This window comes from Dawidia cretensis, assembly GCF_018598175.1.
Classification (GTDB): domain Bacteria; phylum Bacteroidota; class Bacteroidia; order Cytophagales; family Cyclobacteriaceae; genus Ohtaekwangia; species Ohtaekwangia cretensis.
In genome coordinates this window covers 1-337 of the sequence record NZ_JAHESE010000150.1, presented here as the reverse complement: position 1 = coordinate 337, position 337 = coordinate 1, and the positions used below count along the sequence as shown (strand labels likewise).

The 337-nt window shown below is 52.5% G+C and carries 1 protein-coding gene; it reads left to right on the top strand.

Features of this window, described 5'->3' with window-relative positions; genetic code table 11:
• Positions 1 to 48: 48 nt before the first annotated feature.
• A partial coding sequence (locus KK062_RS30145) for a hypothetical protein (protein WP_254088096.1) occupies positions 49 to 337 on the top strand: 289 nt, incomplete at its 3' end.

Sequence of the window (337 nt, the reverse complement as noted above, 5' to 3'; positions counted from 1 at the left end):
ACACGTGCCGGTGTCAAATTCGACTTATAATCCACAACGACATCCATCATGAAAAAATATAATTCTTTCACTTCACTCGCCGCGCTCACACTCACACTCACACTGTTTTTAGCGGGGTGTGTAGACAACTCGCTCGAAGAAACTCCACAAGATGACAACTTCCCGCTGCAGCTCGTGCTCGACGCCGAAGAAGGCGCCGACCTGGCCGATGCCGAAGACTACGACATCGAGATCAGGTTTGCCGACTATCTGCCCGGCGCGTCGCTACCGTCGACTACGATGACGCTGGACTATCGTATCGAAAATCTGGAAGGTACTTTGGAAGGCGCGGTAGTCG